Annotated in this window: 14 protein-coding genes; 5 read left to right on the top strand and 9 right to left on the bottom strand. The window is 72.9% G+C overall.

The genetic code is table 11. The features are described 5' to 3' along the window. Positions 1 to 163 precede the first annotated feature (163 nt). Positions 164 to 2,632 (top strand): purple acid phosphatase family protein, encoded by a 2,469-nt coding sequence (locus AC3A3L_RS03135; protein ID WP_487638580.1) that lies wholly within the window; start codon positions 164 to 166, stop codon positions 2,630 to 2,632. A 109-nt stretch (positions 2,633 to 2,741) separates the two neighbouring features. Continuing rightward, on the top strand, positions 2,742 to 3,683 hold the full coding sequence (locus AC3A3L_RS03130; RefSeq protein ID WP_487638579.1) for an NAD(P)/FAD-dependent oxidoreductase: 942 nt from the start codon (positions 2,742 to 2,744) through the stop codon (positions 3,681 to 3,683). Here AC3A3L_RS03130 and AC3A3L_RS03125 read toward each other — a convergent pair. Genes AC3A3L_RS03125 through AC3A3L_RS03115 form a run of 3 tightly spaced genes read right to left on the bottom strand, consistent with a single transcriptional unit; the run spans position 3,676 to position 6,562 of the window. Then, entirely contained in the window at positions 3,676 to 5,313 is a 1,638-nt protein-coding gene (locus tag AC3A3L_RS03125; RefSeq protein WP_487638578.1) for a RecQ family ATP-dependent DNA helicase, read from the bottom strand. The two genes, AC3A3L_RS03130 and AC3A3L_RS03125, sit on opposite strands and share 8 nt — an antisense overlap. Before the next feature lie 57 nt (positions 5,314 to 5,370). Further along, positions 5,371 to 5,742, bottom strand: a complete 372-nt coding sequence (locus tag AC3A3L_RS03120) for a hypothetical protein (RefSeq protein ID WP_487638577.1) — start codon at positions 5,740 to 5,742, stop codon at positions 5,371 to 5,373. Between the two features lie 22 nt (positions 5,743 to 5,764). Next, complete coding sequence (locus AC3A3L_RS03115) at positions 5,765 to 6,562, bottom strand: DinB family protein (protein WP_487638576.1); 798 nt, start codon at positions 6,560 to 6,562, stop codon at positions 5,765 to 5,767. A gap of 55 nt (positions 6,563 to 6,617) precedes the next feature. Here AC3A3L_RS03115 and AC3A3L_RS03110 point away from each other — a divergent pair, with 55 nt between their 5' ends. Next, entirely contained in the window at positions 6,618 to 7,502 is an 885-nt protein-coding gene (locus AC3A3L_RS03110) for an alpha/beta fold hydrolase (protein ID WP_487638575.1), read from the top strand. 49 nt (positions 7,503 to 7,551) lie between these two features. Beyond that, a complete protein-coding gene (locus AC3A3L_RS03105) occupies positions 7,552 to 8,379 on the top strand; it encodes an NADPH-dependent oxidoreductase (RefSeq protein WP_487638574.1) in 828 nt (275 codons plus the stop codon). A gap of 18 nt (positions 8,380 to 8,397) precedes the next feature. Here the strand turns inward: AC3A3L_RS03105 and AC3A3L_RS03100 are convergent, their stop codons facing one another. Both AC3A3L_RS03100 and AC3A3L_RS03095 read right to left on the bottom strand, forming a co-directional pair. Further along, positions 8,398 to 8,613 (bottom strand): amphi-Trp domain-containing protein, encoded by a 216-nt coding sequence (locus tag AC3A3L_RS03100; protein WP_487638573.1) that lies wholly within the window; start codon positions 8,611 to 8,613, stop codon positions 8,398 to 8,400. Between the two features lie 32 nt (positions 8,614 to 8,645). After that, positions 8,646 to 9,794: an acyl-CoA dehydrogenase family protein gene (locus AC3A3L_RS03095; protein ID WP_487638572.1), complete on the bottom strand. Its 1,149-nt coding sequence runs from the start codon at positions 9,792 to 9,794 to the stop codon at positions 8,646 to 8,648. 88 nt (positions 9,795 to 9,882) lie between these two features. On the opposite strand from AC3A3L_RS03095, the gene AC3A3L_RS03090 reads away from it, so the two are divergent. After that, positions 9,883 to 10,404 (top strand): hypothetical protein, encoded by a 522-nt coding sequence (locus tag AC3A3L_RS03090; RefSeq protein ID WP_487638571.1) that lies wholly within the window; start codon positions 9,883 to 9,885, stop codon positions 10,402 to 10,404. Between the two features lie 20 nt (positions 10,405 to 10,424). On the opposite strand, the gene AC3A3L_RS03085 is transcribed toward AC3A3L_RS03090, so the two are convergent. Genes AC3A3L_RS03085 through AC3A3L_RS03070 form a run of 4 tightly spaced genes read right to left on the bottom strand, consistent with a single transcriptional unit; the run spans position 10,425 to position 15,870 of the window. Then, positions 10,425 to 11,312: an oxygenase MpaB family protein gene (locus AC3A3L_RS03085; RefSeq protein ID WP_487638570.1), complete on the bottom strand. Its 888-nt coding sequence runs from the start codon at positions 11,310 to 11,312 to the stop codon at positions 10,425 to 10,427. Then, positions 11,300 to 12,340 carry an LLM class F420-dependent oxidoreductase gene (locus tag AC3A3L_RS03080; RefSeq protein ID WP_487638569.1) on the bottom strand — a complete coding sequence of 347 codons (1,041 nt, stop codon included), beginning with the start codon at positions 12,338 to 12,340 and terminating at the stop codon, positions 11,300 to 11,302. The genes AC3A3L_RS03085 and AC3A3L_RS03080 overlap by 13 nt, the downstream gene beginning before the upstream one ends. A gap of 42 nt (positions 12,341 to 12,382) precedes the next feature. After that, the gene (locus AC3A3L_RS03075; RefSeq protein ID WP_487638568.1) at positions 12,383 to 14,131 is read right to left on the bottom strand and encodes an ABC transporter ATP-binding protein; all 1,749 of its coding nucleotides are present in this window, start codon (positions 14,129 to 14,131) and stop codon (positions 12,383 to 12,385) included. Next, a complete protein-coding gene (locus AC3A3L_RS03070; RefSeq protein ID WP_487638567.1) occupies positions 14,128 to 15,870 on the bottom strand; it encodes an ABC transporter ATP-binding protein in 1,743 nt (580 codons plus the stop codon). Before AC3A3L_RS03070 ends, AC3A3L_RS03075 begins: the two co-directional genes overlap by 4 nt. Positions 15,871 to 15,916: the final 46 nt, after the last annotated feature.

Genomic DNA, 15,916 nt, shown 5'->3' with positions numbered 1-15,916 from the left:
CATCCTTTGGTCCCTCTTTCGGACCGGTCCAGCAGGAGGTCGCGCGGGGGTCGCCGGGCGTTCACGGTCGCACCCCCTGCGGGACACGTGGCTGCACTCGGATGCGGGGCGGACGGCGTACTCCGTCTCCCGCGTCCGCGCGGGCCACCCGTGAAAGGGAATGATGAAGCAGACCGTGGCCACCTCAGGCCGACCACGACGCCTCGCCTCGCTCCTCGTGTCGACCGGCGTCGCGTCGGTGCTCCTCGCGAGCACCACCACCCTGATCGCCGACGCCCCGGCCGAAGCGGCCGTGTCGACCGACCCCCTGATCAGCACCGCCGACACGACGTGGCGCTACCTCGACGACAACACCGAGCCGCACCGCGGTGCCGAGGACGTCCTCGCGTGGACCGGGGCGTCGTACGACGCCTCCGGCTGGAAGTCGGCCACCGGCGCGTTCGGCGCCATCCGCGGCCAGCTCGGCTCGGTGAGCGGCTACACGCCGACGACCCTGTTGAACCAGTACGTCGACGGGACCTCCGCCCCGAACGTGCCGACGTTCTTCTTCCGCAGCACCTTCGACATCGACGCCGAGACGATCGACTCGATCGCCGGCCTCGGCGCCGAGGTGGTCTTCGACGACGCGCTCCGCGTCTACGTGAACGGCGACCGGGTCTACAACGCCGCCGACGAGCGGGCGACCGACACCTCGACGAACCTGCAGTACGCCGGCAATTCCGGCGGCGCGCCGGTCACCGGCACGTTCACCATCTCCCCGGAGGTGCTCGAGCCCGGCACCAACACGGTCGCCGTCGCGCTCTTCCAGGACCGCGAGACCAGCAGCGACATCTACTTCGACTTCAAGGAGCTGGTGCCCGTCCTCGAGTCGCCGGCCGCCCAGCCGCCGTCGCGGGTCATCCTGACCCCCACCGAGGACCCGACCCGGTCGCAGTCCTTCTCGTGGCAGGCCGGTGCCGAGGGCGAGACCGTCGGTCGCGTCCAGGTCCAGCCGGCCGCGGGCGGGCTCACCCGCACGCTCCGCGGCTACCCGCAGGGGGTCGTGAACAACAACCCCCTCGAGCACTTCTCCGCGACAGTCGGCGGCCTCCAGCAGGGCACCGAGTACCGCTACCGCGTCGGCAACGCCGCGGCGTGGAGCCCGTGGCACACCTTCACCACCGCCGACCCGGACGTCACCGACTTCTCCTACATCTACTACGGGGACGCTCAGATCGGCCTCGACACCACCTGGCCGGAGGTGGTCGACCAGTCCCTCGCGACCGCGCCCGACGCCATCGGCTCGGTGCACGCCGGCGACCTGATCGACACCGCCAGCAACGAGACCCAGTGGGTCAACTGGTTCAAGGGCATGGAGACCTCCGCCGCGACCAGGAACATCATGGCGGCGCCCGGCAACCACGAGTACTCCGGCGACCGCTACATGAAGGCGTGGAAGGCCAACTTCGAGTACCCCCTCAACCAGCCGACGGTCGAGACCATCGGCGACATGGCCGAGCTCGCGACAGGCGACGACGAGGTCGCCGCGCAGTACCGTGCGTACTTCGAGCACTGGTCGGAGTTCGCGGCCGAGACGGTCTACTTCACCGACTACCAGGGCGTGCGCTTCATCACCGTCAACGCCACCCGCGACACGACCTTCCTGACGCCTGAGAACCTGCCCGTCTGCCTCGCCACGACCTGCCCGTCCACGAAGGTCGGCGAGCTCTGGACCGAGTACCAGGCGAAGTGGCTCGACCACGTCCTGTCGACCACCGAGTCGAAGTGGAACGTCGTCACCTTCCACCAGCCGGTCTACTCGACCAGCGCGGGCCGCAACGAGCCCATCCTGCGCAAGTACTGGGTCCCGGTCTTCCAGGAGCACGACATCGACCTGGTGCAGATGGGCCACGACCACACCTACGCACGCGGCTACAACAACGACGACCTCACGGCCGACGCCGGCATCACCGACGGCCCGGTCTACATCGTGTCCAACTCGGGCGCCAAGCACTACGAGCTCGAGACCGACGAGAAGAACGTGTGGACGCTCAACGGCGCGACCCAGGTGCTCCGCGGCGCGGGCGTGACGACGTACCAGGTCATCGACGTCTCGGAGGACACGCTGGTCTACAAGTCCTACCTGGCCGAGAAGACCGCCGACGCCACCACCGACCTGCCGATCGGCGCGGTCTACGACGAGTTCACCGTGACCAAGACCGACGACGGCCGCAAGTGGGTCACCGAGGCCGGCGTCGACGCGCCGGTCCCCGCTCCCACTCCCGAGCCGACGCCTGCCCCGACGCCTGCCCCGACGACGGCGCCGACGCCGGTGCCGTCCACGTCACCGTCCCCGGCGCCCGCGATGTCGCAGACCGACGTCCGCCCGCGGGCCTCGAAGCTGCGGGTCGGCAAGAAGGCAGTCGTCCGCCTGAAGGCCACCGCGGCCGGCACCGTGCGGATCACCGCCGAACGGGGCAAGGTCACCGTGGTCCGGGTCGTCGAGGTCGACGGCGACACGCGCCGCTCGGTGCGACTGCCGCACAAGCTCACCAGGAAGGCGGGAAAGCTCGTCGTCCGCGTCGAGCTGACGCCGACCTCGAGCACGGACCTGCCCTCGCGCACCACCCTGCACACGGCGGTACGCCGCTGACGCGGGTCAGGCAGTCCTGAAGCACGTCGGGAGCCGGTCCACCGCGGGCCGGCTCCCGTCGCCCGCCGGCGCCGGGTGAGGCGTTGGCAGCCTGGCCTAGGGTCGCCGCATGGGAGCCGACGTGGTGGTCGTGGGCGCCGGGCTCTCCGGCGTGGCCTGCGCCCGCGAGCTGAGGACGGCCGGCCTCGACGTCCGCGTCCTCGAGCGGGGCCGGGTGCCCGGTGGGCGCATGGCGGCGCGCACGCTGTGGGGTCGTCGCGTCGACCTGGGCGCGTCCTACCTCACCGTCAGCGACCCCGGGTTCGCCGAGGTCGTCGACGACTGGGCCGCGCGCGGGCTGGCCCGCGAGTGGACCGACACGTTCCTCGCGCTGGGTGGACCCGCAGCCGGGAGCACCACCGGTCCGGTGCGCTGGGGCGCACCCGGCGGCCTCCGGTCGCTGGTCGAGGACCTGGCCGCCGACCTGGCCGTCGAGCGACGGGACCTGCGATCGCTCGACGAGCTCGACGCGGGCGCCGTCGTCCTCGCCATGCCGGACCCGCAGGCCAGTCGGCTCGTGGGTGACCATCCGGTCGGCCGCGAGCTGAGCCGTGAGTGGGAGCCGGTGATCGCCGTCGCCGCTCGCTGGACCCTGCGCACCTGGGACGGCACCGGCCCGACCGGCCGCTTCGACGGCGCCTTCGTCAACGACGACCCCGATGTCGCCTGGATCGCCGACGACGGCCGCCGTCGCGGCGACGACGCCCCGGTGCTCGTGGCCCACTCGACACCGGAGCTGGCCGCGCGCCACCTCGACGACCCAGCCGGGGCCGTGCCCGCCGTGCTGCACGCGGTGCAGCGGCTCCTCGGCGTCGGCGCGCCCGCGGACGTCGACGCCCACCGGTGGACCTTCGCCCGCCCCACGGGTCGGCGCGAGGAGCCCTACGCCCTCGTCGACGGCGACCGTCCGGTCGGCGTGTGCGGCGACGGGTGGGGCGAGACGCCCAAGGTCGAGACCGCCTGGCTCTCCGGCATACGCCTGGGGCGCGCGCTCGCCGCGCGCCTCACATGACCTCGAGCAGCCCCCGCTCCTCGAGGAGGTCGAGCGCGAGCGTGCGGTAGCCCTCGTCCTCGAAGAGGACCGTGATCCGGTCGTCCTCCACGTCGGTGACCGTGCCGAGGCCGAACTCCGCGTGCCGCACGGTGCTCTGGACGGCGTACGGCACACCCGGGTCGGCGGTCTCGTCGGGCGCGACGCCGGCCACGCAGTTGTCGCAGATCCCGCACCGGTCGCGCACCTCGGCGCCGAAGTAGCCGAGCATGAAGGCGCTGCGGCACCGCTCCGTCTCGGCGTACGCCCGCATCATCTCGACCCGCGAGCCCTCGAGCTTGCGCTGCGCCTCGGCCCGCTCCACGACGGCGTCCACCACCGTCTCCAGGTCGGCGTCGTCCGGCAGCTCGTCGGCCTCGCGCGCCAGGCGCACCAGGTTGACGAGGCGCCCGGCCTTGCGCTGACCGAAGTCGAGGTGCTCGCCCAGCTCGCGGGGTTCCTCGCTGCCGGTCTCCGCGACCGCCCTGACGACCGCGCGCACGTCGCGCCGCTTGGGCACCGGGGTGGTGAAGAAGCGTCCGAGCGACAGGTCCTCGGCGCGGTAGGCCAGCACGGCCGTCGCGGTGGCGCGGTCGCGCCCGGCGCGGCCGACCTCCTGCCAGTAGGTGTCCGGCGACTCGGGGACGTCGGCGTGGACGACGAAGCGGATGTCGGGCTTGTCGACGCCCATCCCGAAGGCCGAGGTCGCGGCGACCAGAGGCAGGTCGCCGGTCATGAACGCCTCGTGCACCTCGTCGCGTCGCTTCTGGGAGAGCCCGGCGTGGTAGGCCGCGGCGTCGTGTCCCCGCCCGGCGAGCGCGGCGGCGACGGACTCCGCGCCCTTGCGCGTGCGGCAGTAGACGACGCCGCTGCCGCTCCTGCCGCCCTGGTCACCGGAGAGCTCGTCGACGATGGCGAGCACGCGGGCGGCCTGCTCGTCGGCGTCGGCGAAGCGCTCGACGGCGAGCGCGATGTTGTCGCGCTCGAATCCGGTGAGGACCACGAGGGCGTCCTCCAGGGCGAGCCGGTCGACGATGTCCTGCTGCGTGGGGAGCGCGGCGGTCGCGGTCATGGCGATCACCCGGGGCGCTCCGAGCTGCTCGACGAGCTCACCGAGCCGGAGGTAGTCGGGGCGGAAGTCGTGGCCCCACGACGAGACGCAGTGCGCCTCGTCCACCGCCACGAGCGTCGGCTCGATCGCGGCCACCTCCGCCAGCACGTCCGGGTTGGCCAGCTGCTCGGGGGAGAGGAGCAGGAAGCGGAGGTCGCCGTCGCGGGCGGCGGCCAGCACCCGCTCGCGCTCCTCGTCCGTCTCCGAGGAGCTGAGCCTCGCGGCGCTGAGGCCGACCTCCTCCAGGGAGGCCACCTGGTCCTGCTGCAGCGCGAGCAGCGGGGACACGACGACCGTGCAGCCGTCGAGCAGCAGACCGGCGAGCTGGTAGGCCAGCGACTTGCCGGCACCGGTGGGGGCGACGAGCAGCACGTCGCGCCCCTCGAGGAGCGCCTGCACGGCCTCCTCCTGCCCGGGCAGCAGCTCGCGGTGCCCGAACGAGCGCTCGGCCGCCTCGCGCACCCGTGCGGACGAGGTCGATCGGGAGGAGGGGGACGTCACGCGGCAGGGGTACCCGCGGCGCGCGGCGCCTATGAGCAGGACGTCAGGAGAGGAGCGTCACCTCGGGCGGAAGCCGGAGCACATCACGCGCAGGTGCTCGATCGCGTCGGTGCCGCGGTAGTAGGCCTGCTGCTCGGCAACGTACGACCCACCCGGCGTGAGGAGGTCGAAGCGGTAGCTGACGTGGGAGGTGTCGGCGACGTCGTCGCGCTCGGAGACGTCCAGGACCCGCTCGATCTCGTCGTCCGGCTCGAACCACGAGCCGAACACGGTCTCCACGACGGCGTCGGGCCCGGTGCCCTCCCACGACCGACCGGGGGTCAGCCCGCGGAAGTCGACGTCGTCGGCCAGCACGGCGCGCAGCGCCGCCTCGTCCTTCGCGGCGATCGCGTGGGCGAGCCGTGCGCCCAGGGAAGCGGTGTCACTCACGCGCCCAGTGTGCTCCAGCGGGTCAGCGCGACGCCAGCACCGCCAGGTCGCGCTCGGCGTAGAGCCGGTGCTCCCACTCCTCGTTGAGGACGACCCGCAGGCAGTCGGCGACGGTCAGCCCGGTGGCGTCGGCGAGGAAGGGCGTGGCCGACGAGACCGGCCGGCCCAGTCCGGCGTCGGTCAGGCCGTCGAGCACCTCTGCGACCGTCGCGCGCCGCTGCCGGCGCAGCGCCATGACCTCGTGCAGCTCGGGCCGCGCACGCCGCTCCCACGGCACGCCCTCGTGCACGGGCGCCTCGTCCCACGGCAGGTCGAGCGGGTGCCAGGGCGAGGGGTCGGCGAGCACGACGCCGCCGACCCAGCACGCGTGCGCGAACCCCAGGTGGCGCAGGGTCTCGATGAACGACCACTCGCCGTCCACCTGCTCGTGCAGCCGCTCGGTGGGCACGGCCCGGGCGTGGCCCATCGTCTCGCCCCACAGGCGGTCGAGGACGGCGAACGCCTCCTGGAAGCCCGCGACGTCGGTGGGCGACATCAGCGCGCGCTCGGGCATCCGCCGGTTGAGCTCGGCCTCCACGAGCGGGACGACGTCGACCCCGTTGACCACGAGTCGCAGCACCTCGCCGCTGATCTCCATGTCCGGGACCTCGACCCCGGTCATCCGCACGCCGTCGAAGTACGCCGCCCGCACGCGGGTGCGGCTCAGGTCGACCTCGCGGACGTCGAGCTCGCTCATGTCGGCGCCCCGGAACGTGCTGCGCGAGAGGTCCACCCGCTGGAAGCTCGACCCGGAGAGGTCCTGCTCGGTGAAGTCGGTCATCCGCGCAGACTAAAGGGCGATGCGGACGATCCGGGGCCGGTTCGATGATGGCGACATGACTGACGCAACCCGCACGCCCGGCACCGTCGCGGTCCCCGGCGCCGTCCTGTCCTTCGACGTCGTCGGCGACCTCGCCGACGCGACCCCCGACAGGCCGCCGCTGGTCCTGGCCGGCTCACCGATGGACAGCACCGGATTCGGCAGCCTCGTGGCCCGGCTGGAGGACCGGGTGCTCGTGCTGACCGACCCGCGCAACGTCGGGCGCAGCACGCGCGACGACGACACAGCGGCAGTGACGCCGGAGCAGCACGCCGAGGACCTGCACGCCCTCGTCGAGGCGCTGGGCGTGGGCCCGGTCGACCTGTTCGCGACGTCCGGCGCCGCCGTCAACGCCCTCTTCCTGGTCGCCGCGCACCCCGACGACGTACGAGTGCTGGTGGCGCACGAGCCGCCGATGGCGCCGCTGCTCCCGGACGGCGAGGCCATCGGCCGGGCGTGCGAGGAGCTGGTGGCGACCTACGACGCGTCGGGCATCGGCCCCGCGATGGCTCGCTTCATCGGCCTGGTGATGCACCGCGGCGAGTGGACCGGAGCCGAGCCCGTGCCGGACCCGGCGACGTTCGGCCTGCCCAGCGAGGACGACGGGTCGCGCAACGACGCACTGATGGCCAACATGCGCGGCGAGGGGTGCACCCGCGTCCCGGACCTCGCCGCCGTCCGGGACGCGTCGACCACGGTCGTCCTCGGCGTGGGGGAGGAGTCGGGTGGGCCCGAGGACGGCGAGATCGCCGGGCGGGCCGGCCACGCCGTCGCGCGCGAGCTCGGGGTCGAGCCGGCGGTGTTCCCCGGCGGCCACAACGGCTTCCTCGGTGGCGAGTACGGCCAGACCGGCAAGCCGGACGAGTTCGCGGCGCGGCTGGACGAGGTGCTGCGCGGCTAAATGGAGTAAGTCAACTAAGATGGTCGTCAATTGACGACGAGGAGTCACGATGACCATCACCGACCGCCCGCAGGACACCGGCTGGAACCAGCGCTACGGCGCGACCGTGGACCCCGATCGCACCGAGGTGCCCGACGTGGTCCGCCTCCAGCTGGCCCACCGCTCCGTGCGCCGGTTCCTGCCGGGTGAGGTCTCCGACGACGAGCTGCGGACGCTCGTCGCGGCGGCGCAGTCCGCCCCGACGTCGTCCAACCTCCAGCCGTGGAGCGTCGTCGCGGTGCGCGACCCGGGGCGCCGCCGTCGGCTCTCCACGCTGGCCGCGCGGCAGCAGTTCGTTGCTGAGGCCCCGCTCCTGCTGGTCTGGGTCGCCGACCTCGGCCGCGCCCGCCGCCTCGCCGAGCGTCGTGAGCACAAGCTCGAGGCCGCCGACTACCTCGAGACCGCGCTCATCGGTTTCATCGACGTCGCACTCGCCGCCCAGAACGCCGTCGTCGCCGCGGAGTCCCTCGGCCTCGGGAGCTGCTTCGTCGGGGCGATCCGCAACAACCCCGAGGACGTCGCCGCGGAGCTCGGGCTCCCGGCGCACGCCGTCGCCGCGTTCGGCCTCGCCGTCGGGCGTCCCGACCCCGCGGAGCACGCCGGCGTGAAGCCGCGGCTCCCGCAGGAGGCGGTGCTGCACCACGAGACGTACGACGCCGAGCGCGCCGACGCCCAGCTCATGGCCTACGACGAGCGGCTCGCCGACTACAACGAGCGGTACGGACTGGCGGGCGGCTGGACCGACCGCGTCCTCACCCGGCTCGCTGGACCGGAGTCGATGGCCGGGCGGCACCGCCTCCGCGAGGCGCTCGACAAGCTGGGGCTGCCGGTTCGTTGAGGCGGGCCGACGCGGCGGCTACCAGGTGAGCTCGATCTCGATCTCGTTGTCGTCGCCGAGCTCGACCTCGACCTTGAGCCGCACCTCGTCGGGCACGGCTACCGTGACGCGGCCACCCTCGCGGGAGAACTCCACCGAGTTGTGCTTGGCGAGCGAGTCGGCCAGCGTGCGCAGCCGGGCGGCGGCCTCCTCGCGGGTCATCGTCTGGGTCTCGTCCATCTCGAAAAGGTCCATGCCCAAGAACGTAGACGATCGCGACCAACCGGCTACAGGCCCAGCATCCGGCCGATGATCTCCTTCTGGATCTCGGTCGTGCCGCCGTAGATCGTCTGGATGCGCGAGTCGGTGTAGGCCTTGGAGATGGGGTACTCGTCCATGTAGCCGTAGCCGCCGTGCAGCTGGACGCCGGCGTCGACGACCCGCTTCTGCAGCTCCGTGGTCCACCACTTCGCCATCGACGCCAGCGCCGTGTCGACCTGTCCGGCGTTGAGACGGAGCACGCAGTCGTTGATGAACACCCGCGCGACGTGCGCCTCGGTGGCCATCTCGGCGAGCACGAAGCGGTTGTGCTGGAACGTCCCGATCGGCCTGCCGAAGGCCTCGCGCTCCTTGGCGTAGGCCAGGCAGAGGTCGAGGACGTGCTCGATGGCGGCGACGGCGATGCAGCCGATCGAGATGCGCTCCTGGGGGAGGTTCTCCATCAGTGAGACGAAGCCCGAGCCCTCGGCGCCGAGGAGATTCTCCTTCGGCACCCGTACGTCGGTGAAGGACAGCTCGGCGGTGTCCTGGGCGTGCAGCCCCATCTTGGCGAGGTTGCGGCCGCGCTCGAACCCCTCCATGCCGCGCTCGACGACGAGCAGCGAGATGCCCTGGTGGCCGGCGTCCGGGTTCGTCCGGCAGACCACGACGACCAGGTCGGACAGGATGCCGTTGGAGATGAAGGTCTTCGACCCGTTGAGCACGTAGTGGTCGCCGGCGTCGACCGCCGTCGTACGGATGCCCTGCAGGTCCGACCCGGCACCGGGCTCGGTCATCGCGATCGCGGTGACGATGTCGCCGGAGACGCAGCCGGGCAGCCACCGCTGCTTCTGCTCCTCCGTCCCGAGCGAGGAGATGTAGGGGACGATGATGTCGGTGTGCACGGCGAAGCCGGGCCCGGAGGCCCCGGCCCGCGCGGACTCCTCGGCGAGCACCATGTTGTAGCGGAAGTCCTTGATGCCCGGTCCGCCGTAGGCCTCGTCGACGTCGAAGCACAGCAGCCCGCGCTCGCCCGCACGGCGCCAGACCTCGCGGTCGACGATGCCCGCCTCCTCCCAGGCGGCGTGGTGCGGCGTCACCTCCTTCTCGAAGAAGGCGCGGGCCACGGCGCGGAAGTCCTCGTGCTCCTGCTCGAGGATGCTGGGGCGGTCAGGCATGGGTCCTCCGATGGTCCGGGTCGGCCGGGGTGGTGGTCCTCCCCGACGGGGTGAGGCGACGCCGTCCGGGCGTGCCTACGTTGGTGGGATGACGTTCCTCAGCACGGCCGTCCGCGCGACCCACCTCGTCACGAACGCTGCCTGGTTCGGCGGCTCGCTGATGGGGGCGGTCGGGCTGAACCAGGCCGCCCGCGAGCCGGACAGCGAGCGGGAGCGGGTCGAGGTCTCCGGCACCGGCTGGGAGCGGTGGGGTCCGGTGCAGGGCGCCGCGATCGGCCTGCACCTGCTGAGCGGGATCGCGATCCTCGCCGACAACCGCAACCGCGTCGTGTCGCACCCCCCGACGACCGCGTCGGTGCTGGCCAAGACGGCGCTCACCGGTGCCGCCGTCGCCTCGTCCGCGGCTGCGTACGTCTACGGGCAGCGCCTCGGCGACGCGAGCGGGGAGGACGGTCACCCCCGGCAGCCGGAGGTCGCCGAGGACGCGCGCGGCAGGCTCGCGTGGCTGCAGTGGGCGACGCCGGCCCTCACCGGCGCGCTCCTCGTGCTCGACGCCCAGCTCGGGGAGCAGCAGCGGGGCAAGGCCGGCCTGCTCGACCGGCCCTGGTGATCGCCGGGGTGAACCCCAATTCATGACGCCGCCCGGTTGAGCGCGTCGAGCATGGCGGTCGGACCGAGGTCCTCGAGCCGGTAGCCGTGCGGGTAGGTGCTCGGCCGGTGGACATGGGCCGTGCGGCGCGGGGGAGCGAGGCGCAGCAACCGTCCACGCGCCCGAAGCCCGCCGCGCACCGCCCGCACGAGCCACCGCGGCTGCCGCGGCAGACCGAGCGCCACGCGCAGCGGCTCGTCCATCACGGCGACGGTGACCCGGCGGACCAGCGGACGCAGCGGTGCCGGCGCGACGCCCTTCGCGATGCGGATCGACGCCTCCGCCAGCCGGGTGGCCTCGGCGGTGTGGGCGAAGTGCCGACGCTCGTAGTCGACCAGCAGGGTCAGGTAGCCGTCGTACGTCGTGGGCAGGCCCTTGAGGCCCATCAGCTCGCCGAAGCGGGTCGTCACCTTCGTGATCGCGGCGATCTCGTGGTCGTCGAGGCGGCGCCAGCCGTAGGCCTCGATCCAGCGCACCGGCCCGACGATGGTGGTGGCGAGGACGTAGGCGAGCTCGTGGTCGGGGATGTCGTAGTGGCCGTGGATGCGGTTGAGCCGGCGCAGCGCGGCGTGCGAGCGGGGTGAGTCGATGCCCTCCAGCGTCGCCTCGTCGCCGATGAGGATGGTGTCGTCGTAGCGCTTGGCACCGTGGTCCTCGAACTCGCGGGTGCGGTCGAGGAGGGCGGCGATCGAGGGGACGCCGTAGTCACGCATGAAGGCGACACCGGTGCCCTGCGAGTAGTCCCAGGGGAACTCGAAGCGGGCGGTCAGCCGCAGGATCTCGTCGTGGTCGACCTCCGGGTCCAGGGACCGGATCCGGCGGAGGTTCGCGTAGCGGCCCGGGGCGTGCACGCGGCTCAGGACACCCATTCCTTCACCTGGGCGACGGTCGCCGCCGGGTCCTCCGAGACGGGGTGGATGTTGAGGTCCGTGACGCCGGCCTCGCGGAAGGCGGCGATGCGCTCCTTGACGTACGACGCCGGGCCGACGAGGTTGGCCGCCTCCAGCCACTCGGTCGGCACGAGCGCGGCGGCGTCCCGCTTCCGGCCGGAGAGGTAGAGCTCCTGGATCTCCTCGGCCTCCTTCTCGTAGCCGTAGGCGCGGGCGACGTCGTTGTAGAAGTTCCTGCCCTTCGCGCCCATGCCGCCGACGTAGAGGGCGAACATCGGACGCGCGAAGTCGAGCAGGGACTTGGTGTCGGGGCCCTCGCCGATGGCCACCATGCCGCCGGCCATCACCTGCAGCGGGGCGAGGCCCTCCTGGCGCTTCGCGTTCCCGGCGGCCAGCGCGTCGCCCCAGACGAGGTGTGCCTTCTCCGGGTGGAAGAGGTGCGGGATCCAGCCGTCGGCGATCTCGGCGGTCTGCTCGACGTTCTTCGGGCCGAGCGCGGCGATCCAGATAGGGACGGTGTCGCGCTCAGGCCGGGTCAGCAGCTTGAGCGGCTTGCCGAGGCCGGTGACGGCGCCGTCGTCCTTGGTCAGCGGCAGGTGGAACTCCCCGTCGGCCGACAGCGCCTCGCGCCTGAGCCCGCGGCGGATGATGTCGACGACCTCGGCGGTGCGCGCCATCGGCTTGCGGTAGGGCACGCCGTGGAAGCCCTCGATCACCTGCGGCCCACTCACCCCGAGCCCGAGGATCGCGCGGCCCTGGCTGACGTTGTCGAGCCCGGCCGCGGTCTGGAGCAGCGCGCCCGGCGTGCGGGAGTAGATGTTGAGGATGCCCGAGCCGATCTGCACGGTCTCGGTCTTGGCGGCCAGGTAGCCCATCAGCGTGGGTGCGTCGAAGCCGTAGGCCTCCGCGACCCACACGCTGTCGAGGCCGGCGCGCTCCAGGGCGACCACCTCGTCGGCCGCCTTGCGCGGGTTGCCGTCGTACATCAGCAGGGTGGCGAGGCGCATGCCTCAACTGTGACAGTGGCACTGTCACGATGGCAAGGGCGGTCAGCCCCTCCCGTGCCAGGACTCCCAGAGCGCGGCGTACGACCCGCCGGCGGCGACGAGGTCGTCGTGCGGCCCCAGCTCGGAGATCACGCCGTCCTCGACGACCGCGACCCGGTCGGCGTCGTGGGCGGAGAAGAGCCGGTGCGCGATCGCGATGACCGTGCGCCCCTCCAGCACGGCCGCGAGCGAGCGCTCGAGGTGCCGCGCGGCGCGCGGGTCGATCAGTGAGGTGGCCTCGTCGAGGACGAGCGTGTGCGGGTCGGCGAGCACCAGCCGAGCGAGGGCGACCTGCTGGGCCTGGGCCGGGGTCAGCGAGCGGCCGCCGGACCCGACGACGGTGTCGAGTCCGTCGGGCAGCGCGTCGACCCACTCGAGCGCGTCGACCGCGGCGAGTGCGGATCGGATGTCCTCGAGCGAGGAGCCCGGGCGCGCCAGGACGACGTTCTCCCACACGGTGCCGACGAAGACGTGGTGCTCCTGGGTCACCAGCGCCACGTGTCCACGCAGGTCGTCGAGCGGCAGCTCGACCAGCCCGACGTCGCCGACGGTGACCCGGCCAGTTCGCGGCGGGTGGATGCCCGCGAGGAGCCGGCCGAGCGTCGACTTGCCGGCGCCCGACGGTCCGACCATGGCGATCCGCTCACCGACGCCCACGTCGAGGTCGATGCCGTGGAGGACGTCGCGGCCGTCGATGTAGGAGAAGCGCACGTCCTCGGCGTCGAGCTTCTCGCCGTCCGGCACGGCTCCGGAGACGGTGCGGTCGTCGGGCACCTGGCCGACGCCGAGCAGCCGGGCCAGGGACGCCGCACCGACCTGCAGCTCGTCGAGGATGGAGACGAGCCGGTCGACCGGGTCGATGAGCATCTGGACGTAGAGCGTCGCCGCGGTGACCTCGGCGAGCGACACCTGGCCGCGGGTGTAGAGCCAGCCGCCGAACAGCAGCGTGCCGACCACCGGGAGCAGGTAGGCGATCTCCATCGAGGGGAAGAACACCGTGCGCAGCCGCAGCGTGTAGCGCTCGGCGTCGTAGGAGTCGCCGCAGTCGGCGTCGCCGCGCGCGATCCGGTCGTCGCCGAGGCCGAGGGCCTCGACGGTGCGAGCGCCCTCGACCGTCTCGGCGAGGGTCGTCGTGATCTGGCTGTACGACGCCGACTCGCGCTCGTAGCCCGGACGGGCCCGGCTGAGGTACCACCGCAGCCCGGCGACGAGCGGCGGCAGGGCGAGCAGGCAGGGCAGGAACACCCACCAGCCGACCGACAGCGCGGCGGCGAAGGTGAGGACCGCGGTCACCACGGCGATCGTCCACTCCGGCAGCGCCCACCGCACCGACCAGCCGAGCTGGTCGACGTCGCGGCTCGTGCGGGTCAGCAGGTCGCCCGAGCCGGCCGACTCGACCGTCCCGACGGGGAGCGACAGCGCGTTCTGGACGAAGTCCTCGCGCAGCTCGGCCAGCACCTGCTCGCCGAGCACCTGCGAGAGGTAGCGCGCGTAGCGGGTGAGCACCGTCTGCAGGAGGAGGAAGCCGGCCAGCAGCATCGCGACCCGGTCGACGTGCGCGACCGTGGTGCCGTCCTCGACGGCCTGCACGAGGCCGCCGAGCAGGCGGGGCGCGGCGAGGCCGGCGGTGGCGGCGAGGACGTGGAGGGCGAGCGCGGACCAGAGCATCCGCGGATGGCGCCGGGCGAGGTCGCGCGCGTAGCGGCGTACGGACGCAGCGTCGGCGACGGGCAGCCGGGTGTCGATGCTCACGACGCTGCCACCCCCGTCGGCTCCGCATCGAGCTCCGGCTCCACCTCGCGGGTCACGATCGCGCGGTAGGCGGAGTGGGTCTCGAGCAGCTCGGTGTGCGTGCCGGTGGCGACCACCCGTCCGTCGAGGAGCAGGGCGACCTCGTCCACGGCGTCGAGCAGCAGCGGGCTGGCGGTGACGACGACCGTCGTCCGACCCGTGCGGTGCTCGTGGAGCCGCGACGCGATCCGTGCCTCCGTGTGGGCGTCGACGGCGGACGTCGGCTCGACCAGGACGAGCACCTCGGGGTCGCTGGTCAGGACCCGCGCGAGCACGAGCCGCTGCCGCTGCCCGCCCGAGAAGGAGCGGCCGCGCTCGGCGACCACGCTGTCGAGGCCGTCGGCGAGGCCGTCGAGGACGTCCTCCGCCGAGGCGGTGTGGAGCGCGGCCGCCACCCCTCCGCGGCCCCGCACGTCGAGCCCCGCGCCCAGGGGCCCGCTGAACAGCTGGCTCGCGGTGTCGGACACGACGATGCGGCGGCGGACCTCGTCGTGCGGCAGCGCGGTGAGGGGTACGCCGCCCAGCGTGACGTCGTCGTCCGGCGGCGCGGCGGCCAGGCCGAGGCGGTCGGCCAGGACGGCCGACTCGTCGGGTCGGTCGCTCACGACGGCGAGCATCCGGCCGGGCTCGACGCGCAGCCCGGTGCGGGCATCGGCCAGCACGCTGCCCGGGGGAGGTGCCGCCTGCGGTGAGACCGGGTCGGTGACGTCGGGCTCGAGCGCGAGCACGGCGCAGACACGTCGCGCGGCCACCAGGCCCCGGATGGTCTTGTTGGCGAACTCCGTGGCCGTGCGCAGCGGCACGAGCAGGAAGGCGGCGTAGCCGTAGAACGCCACCAGCTCGCCGGGGGAGATGGTGCCGCCGGCTGCGGCGCGGGCCCCGAGCCAGACGACCAGCACGACGAAGACGCCGGGCAGCAGGACCTGCAGCGCGTCGAGCACGGACTGCACGCGCGCCACCCGGACGCCGGCGGCCCGGGCCCCCTGCGACTCCCGCCGGTAACGGTCGAGGAACACCTGCTCGCCGCCGACGCCGCGCAGCACCCGCAGGCCACTGACGATGTCGCTGGCGGTGTTGGAGAGCGACCCCATGAGGTGGCGCTGGTGGGCGCTGCGCGCCTGCAGCGGCTTGAGCAGGGGGCCGATCGCCAGCACCAGCAGCGGGACGCCGAGCAGGACCACGAGGCCGAGGGTCACCGACGTGCGCAGCAGCAGGAGGGCGACGACGAGGAACGACACGATCGCGCCGGTGAAGCGCGCGGTGATGTCCATGACGCCGCCGAGGTGCGACAGGTCGCTGGTGCCGATGGCGACCACCTCGCCCGTCGACACCTTGCGCGGCAGCGTGCCCCCGAGCCGGACGGTCTGCCGGGTGACGAGCTGGACCGTGCGGTAGGCCGTGGTGAGCCAGTTGGTCACGGCGAAGCGGTGTCGCATGATCCCGCTGACCGCCTGCACGAGGCCGACGCCCAGCATGATCCCGGTCCACGTCACGAGCTCGGAGGTGTCCTTGGCGGCGACGCCGCGGTCGATGGCGCGCCCCAGCACGGCCGGCATCACCGCCAGCGAGGCGCCCCAGAGGATCCCCCAGAACATGCCTCCGGCGAGCGTCGGCAGCTGCTGGCGCGCCAGCCACCAGAGGAACCTGAGGGGCGTGCGGTGGTCCGCCACTCCTGGGTCGGGGACGGGGAGCGTGCGCACCGGCCGATCCTAGATTTCGCTGCTCGGGCGCGACGAATCCTTTTCC

Source organism: Nocardioides sp. Soil_C_8, assembly GCF_057656315.1.
This window is presented reverse-complemented; position numbering and strand designations above follow the sequence as displayed.

Bases quoted from the DNA above. Each gene is read 5' to 3' on its own strand.
- AC3A3L_RS03135 (WP_487638580.1), top strand. From the start codon at position 164: ATGAAGCAGACCGTGGCCACCTCAGGCCGACCACGACGCCTCGCCTCG.
- AC3A3L_RS03130 (WP_487638579.1), top strand. From the start codon at position 2,742: ATGGGAGCCGACGTGGTGGTCGTGGGCGCCGGGCTCTCCGGCGTGGCC.
- AC3A3L_RS03115 (WP_487638576.1), bottom strand. From the start codon at position 6,562: ATGACCGACTTCACCGAGCAGGACCTCTCCGGGTCGAGCTTCCAGCGG.
- AC3A3L_RS03110 (WP_487638575.1), top strand. From the start codon at position 6,618: ATGACTGACGCAACCCGCACGCCCGGCACCGTCGCGGTCCCCGGCGCC.
- AC3A3L_RS03105 (WP_487638574.1), top strand. From the start codon at position 7,552: ATGACCATCACCGACCGCCCGCAGGACACCGGCTGGAACCAGCGCTAC.
- AC3A3L_RS03100 (WP_487638573.1), bottom strand. From the start codon at position 8,613: ATGGACCTTTTCGAGATGGACGAGACCCAGACGATGACCCGCGAGGAG.
- AC3A3L_RS03095 (WP_487638572.1), bottom strand. From the start codon at position 9,794: ATGCCTGACCGCCCCAGCATCCTCGAGCAGGAGCACGAGGACTTCCGC.
- AC3A3L_RS03090 (WP_487638571.1), top strand. From the start codon at position 9,883: ATGACGTTCCTCAGCACGGCCGTCCGCGCGACCCACCTCGTCACGAAC.
- AC3A3L_RS03085 (WP_487638570.1), bottom strand. From the start codon at position 11,312: ATGGGTGTCCTGAGCCGCGTGCACGCCCCGGGCCGCTACGCGAACCTC.
- AC3A3L_RS03080 (WP_487638569.1), bottom strand. From the start codon at position 12,340: ATGCGCCTCGCCACCCTGCTGATGTACGACGGCAACCCGCGCAAGGCG.